5 protein-coding genes are annotated in these 4,726 nt (G+C 70.9%); all 5 read left to right on the top strand.

The genetic code is table 11. From position 1 onward, the window contains the following. Positions 1 to 318 precede the first annotated feature (318 nt). Positions 319 to 1,482, top strand: coding sequence for a sensor histidine kinase (locus tag ACWF94_RS33830; RefSeq protein ID WP_453497452.1), 1,164 nt, complete (start codon positions 319 to 321; stop codon positions 1,480 to 1,482). Positions 1,483 to 1,672: 190 nt separating this feature from the next. Next, positions 1,673 to 3,211: a bifunctional tetrahydrofolate synthase/dihydrofolate synthase gene (folC, locus tag ACWF94_RS33825; protein ID WP_453497449.1), complete on the top strand. Its 1,539-nt coding sequence runs from the start codon at positions 1,673 to 1,675 to the stop codon at positions 3,209 to 3,211. Position 3,212: 1 nt separating this feature from the next. Beyond that, positions 3,213 to 3,566 (top strand): DUF4233 domain-containing protein, encoded by a 354-nt coding sequence (locus ACWF94_RS33820; RefSeq protein WP_453497446.1) that lies wholly within the window; start codon positions 3,213 to 3,215, stop codon positions 3,564 to 3,566. Between the two features lie 63 nt (positions 3,567 to 3,629). After that, positions 3,630 to 4,043, top strand: coding sequence for a nucleoside-diphosphate kinase (gene ndk / locus ACWF94_RS33815; protein ID WP_453497443.1), 414 nt, complete (start codon positions 3,630 to 3,632; stop codon positions 4,041 to 4,043). A 256-nt stretch (positions 4,044 to 4,299) separates the two neighbouring features. Continuing rightward, on the top strand, positions 4,300 to 4,726 hold a 427-nt coding region (locus ACWF94_RS33810; protein WP_453497455.1), incomplete at its 3' end, for a rod shape-determining protein.

Genomic DNA, 4,726 nt, shown 5'->3' with positions numbered 1-4,726 from the left:
CTGCCCCGGGCCTCCCCCTACGCCCTTGCGGGCGTGGAGGTGCCCCCACCTACGCCCTGCGGCGTGGGGGGGGGACCCCAGCGCCTCAATGAGCTGCGCCTGGGTGGGAGCGCCCCCAACGAGGCTGGCCGGGTGCGCACAACCAGCCCGTCCGGCGTTTGAGGACGGACGCCTGGCCCCGGCGGCGTGGGGCTTGCGGGCACGGGGCGCGCATCAGGGTGTTGGGGGTCCCCCGGACGAAGGCTGGGGGAGAGGGAGGACACCCCCGCCAGGGGGGCGCGGCGGAGCGGGTCGGGCGGGGCCCGGGATGATGGGGGGATGCCGTTCATACCCGCCTCGTACGCCGTGCGCCGCGCCGTCGCGGTCGGACGCGGGTGGGTACGGCGCTGGGCGACATCCGACCGGGGTGTCGATGTGCTCGGCGCGGTGTCGTGTTTCGCGCTGATGGTGCTGGACGTGCCGGGGCTCGCGCACGAGGACAACTCCCTGACCGGATTCACCGCCGTCCTCGTCCTCGCGGCGGGCGCGGCGACGCTGGTGGTGCGGCGGCGGCTGCCGTGGGTGCCGTATGCGGTGGCGCTGGTACTGCTGGGCTGGCTGCACGAGCTGACGCTCATCCAGTTCGCGCTTTACTCGCTGGGGCGCTTCCGGGGCCGGTGGAGCGGCGCGCTGGCGACGGCCGGGTACATCGGGGTGGCGTACGCGCTGTTCAGCATGCCGGGCTGGGCCGAGCACCGGGCCCACGGTCTCAGCGGGTTCCTGGGTCTGGTGGTCCCGATCGGGGTGCTGGCCGCCGGGGTGGGGATCGCGGCGTACCGGCAGGATCTGGTGCGGGCGCTGGAGGCCCAGCGGGCCGAGACCGCCGCGCTCCAGGCCGTACAGGACGAGCGCGTCTCGGTCGCCCGGGACGTCCACGACCTGGTCGGCCGGGAGCTGACGGTTCTCGCGGTGCGCGCCGAGGTGCTGGCCGTACGGGCCAGGGACACACCCCAGCACGAGGACTTCGAGGAACTCGCGGACACCGCGCGCCGGGCACATCTGATGCTCAACGACACGATCGTCCACCGGGCCGCCGAGCGGACCGCCACCCCTGGCCTGGAGGGGCTGCCCGCGCTCGCGGCGGAGAGCGAGCGGATGGGCAGCCCGGTGACGCTCAGGATCGGCGCGGCGGCCCGCCGGGTCTCACCGCTGCGGCAGACGGCGGTGTACCGGGTCGTCCAGGAGTGTCTGACGAACGCCGCGAAACACGCGCCGGGGGAGCGGGTGACGGTGACGATCGCGCTGGAGGGCCGCCTGCTGCGGGTGACGGCGGCCAACCCGCTCGCGCGGTCCGTGCCCCCGACCGAACCGGTCTCCAGCGGGACGGGCACCCACTCCATGCTGGAGCGCGTGCGCAGCCTCGGCGGCACCCTGACATCCGGGACCCGGGACGGTGCGTACGAGGTCGTGGCCCTGCTCCCGGCCGGGTGGCTGCCCCCGTGAACCCGCACCGGCGGCCGTGAACCCGCGCCGGCACCCGTGAACCCGCGCCGGCAACCGGATGCCCGCGACTGCCCGGCGGCTGCCCGTCGACTGACCGGAAACGGGACCGTACACGGGGCCCGGGCGCGGTCCCGCCCCGGGAGGGGACACCTGCGGATGCCCCGGCACCTCCGGACTCTAGACTGGACCCGTGAGCGAAAACCCTGCCGACGGACCCCACGGGCCCGACGAGCGCGAACCCCGCGACAGCTTCGACAGCTTCGACGAGATCGTCGACGCCGAGACCGGCCGTGACCCCGACCTGGCGGTGATCGAGGCCGGCAGCCGTACGCTGCGCGCCCAGGCAGGCATGCCCCAGGCCGACGACGTGCCCGCGCGTCCCGCCGACCCGGAGGTCGACAAGGCGCTGCGCGCGGTCGAGGCGGAGCTGGCGACCCGCTGGGGCGAGACCAAGCTGGAGCCGTCGGTCACCCGGATCGCGGCGCTGATGGATGTGCTGGGCGAGCCGCAGCGGGCGTACCCCTCGATCCACATCACGGGCACCAACGGCAAGACGTCCACCGCCCGCATGATCGAGGCGCTGCTGTCCGCGTTCGAGCTGCGCACCGGCAGGTACACCTCGCCGCACGTGCAGTCGATCACCGAGCGGATCAGCCTGGACGGCTCGCCGATGCCGGCCGAGCGCTTTATCTCTACCTATGACGACATCAAGCCCTATGTGGAGATGGTCGACACGGCGCAGGAGTACCGGCTCTCCTTCTTCGAGGTGCTGACCGGCATGGCGTACGCGGCCTTCGCGGACGCGCCCGTGGATGTGGCGGTCATCGAGGTCGGCATGGGTGGCGTCTGGGACGCGACGAATGTGATCGACGCGTCCGTGGCGGTGATCACGCCCATCGACCTGGACCACACGGACCGGCTCGGCACCACGTCCGCCGAGATCGCGGTCGAGAAGGCCGGGGTCATCAAGCAGGGCGCGACGGTGATCCTGGCGCAGCAGCCGGTGGACGCGGCGCAGGTGATGCTGAAGAAGGCGGTCGAGGTCGACGCGACGGTCGCCAGGGAGGGCATGGAGTTCGGTGTGGTCTCCCGCGAGATCGCGGTCGGCGGCCAGATGCTGACGCTGCGCGGACTCGGCGGGGAGTACGACGGCATCTTCCTTCCGCTGTACGGGGCACACCAGGCGCACAACGCGGCGGTGGCCCTCGCGGCGGTCGAGGCGTTCTTCGGCGTCGGTGGCGACGGCGCGCGGACCCTGGACGCCGACACGATCCGCAAGGCGTTCGCGGCGGCGTCGTCGCCGGGCCGTCTCGAAGTCGTACGGCGCAGTCCCACGGTCGTCCTGGACGCGGCGCACAATCCGGCGGGCGCGCGGGCCGCCGCGGCGGCGGTCACGGAGGCGTTCGCGTTCTCGCGGCTGATCGGCGTGGTCGGCACGAGCGGTGAGAAGGATGTCCGAGGGCTCCTGGAGGCGTTCGAGCCGGTCTTCGCGGAGGTCGTCGTCACCCAGAACTCCAGCCATCGGGCGATGGACGCGGACGCGCTGGCGGCGGTCGCGGTGGAGGTGTTCGGCGACGAGCGGGTGGTCGTGGAACCCCGCCTGGACGATGCGATCGAGGCGGCGATCACGCTCGCCGAGGAAGAGGCCGAGTACGCGGGCGCGGGCGTCCTGGTGACCGGCTCGGTGATCACGGCCGGAGAAGCCAGGCTGCTGCTGGGAAAGGGCTGAAATGCGGATGTTCTGCGCGTCGACCTTGATCGGCGAATTCTTTGTCATCGGATTCGCCGGTCTGGTGGCGATGAAGGACGACGGTCTGTCGACGGGCGTGGTCTGGACGGTCTGCGGCATCGCCATGGCCCTGTCGGTGCTGCTCTGCGGAATGCTCTCGCGGCCGGGCGCGATCCAGCTCGGCTGGGCGCTCCAGATCGGTCTGGTGCTGAGCGGTTTCGTCGTCCCGGTGATGTTCATCCTGGGCGCGTGTTTCGCGGGCCTGTGGTGGGCGTCGGTCCACTACGGGGGCAAGATGGACGCGGCCAAGGCGCGCTGGGCGGCCGAGGCATCCTCAGAGCCTGACGCTGCGTAACCCCGGGCCCTTCACGCCCTGTAACCTCTGAACTCCTTGACCCGCACCGTAAGGAGCCCGCACGTGACCCAGCGCACCCTCGTCCTCCTCAAGCCGGACGCAGTCAGGCGCAGGCTGGTCGGCGAGATCATCGGCCGTATCGAGGCCAAAGCCGGCTGGACCATCAGCGCGCTGGAGCTGCGCACGCTGGACCGGGACACCCTGGAGCAGCACTACGGCGAGCACGAGGGCAAGCCGTTCTACGCGCCGCTGGTCGAGTTCATGGCCTCCGGGCCCGTCGTCGCGCTCGTGGTCGAGGGTGAGCGCGTGATCGAGGGCGTACGCCAGCTCGCCGGTCCCACCGATCCCATCGCCGCCGCGCCGGGGTCCATCCGTGGCGACTTCGGGACCGTCGTCCGGGAGAACCTGATCCACGCGTCGGACTCCGAGGAGTCCGCCATTCGGGAACTGAAGATTTTCTTTCCGGGACTTTCCTGACCGGCCGTCAGCCAAACAGCGCTCATGACCTGGGGCGACCGAAGGAATTCGGTCGCCTTTCGGCATATGCGAGAGCAATCCGGGAACGCATCGCTGCGACACCTCGTCACCATATAGAGAGGTGGACCACCGCCCCGAGACCGCCGGAGCGGCACTACGATGGAAACCTCCACGCCACAGCATCCACCACCTCGCCGTCCTGAAAAGCTGTCAACGCTCGATTGGGAAGGCCAGACGAATCCTCATGGGGAACAAGATGTCGTTCATCGGCCGTGACATGGCTGTCGACCTCGGGACCGCCAACACGCTGGTGTACGTCAGAGGCCGAGGGATCGTTCTCAACGAGCCGTCCGTCGTCGCCATCAACACCAACACGGGCGGCATTCTGGCGGTCGGCGCCGAGGCGAAGAAGATGATCGGCCGGACGCCGGGCAACATCGTTGCCGTCCGGCCGCTGAAGGACGGCGTCATCGCCGACTTCGAGATCACCGAGCGGATGCTGCGCTACTTCATTCTGAAGATCCACAAGCGCCGCTATCTCGCCCGCCCGCGTGTCGTCGTCTGTGTCCCCTCCGGTATCACGGGCGTGGAGCGCCGTGCGGTCATCGAGGCGTCGACGCAGGCGGGCGCCCGGCAGGTGCACATCATCGAGGAGCCGATGGCAGCCGCCATCGGCTCGGGAC

The organism is Streptomyces sp. NPDC055078, from assembly GCF_053607985.1.
The sequence above is the reverse complement of the archived record's forward strand: the minus strand, read 5'-3'. Positions and strand labels throughout refer to the sequence as shown.

Coding starts and splice junctions, on each gene's coding strand:
- ACWF94_RS33830 (WP_453497452.1), top strand. CDS start 319: ATGCCGTTCATACCCGCCTCGTACGCCGTGCGCCGCGCCGTCGCGGTC.
- ACWF94_RS33820 (WP_453497446.1), top strand. CDS start 3,213: ATGCGGATGTTCTGCGCGTCGACCTTGATCGGCGAATTCTTTGTCATC.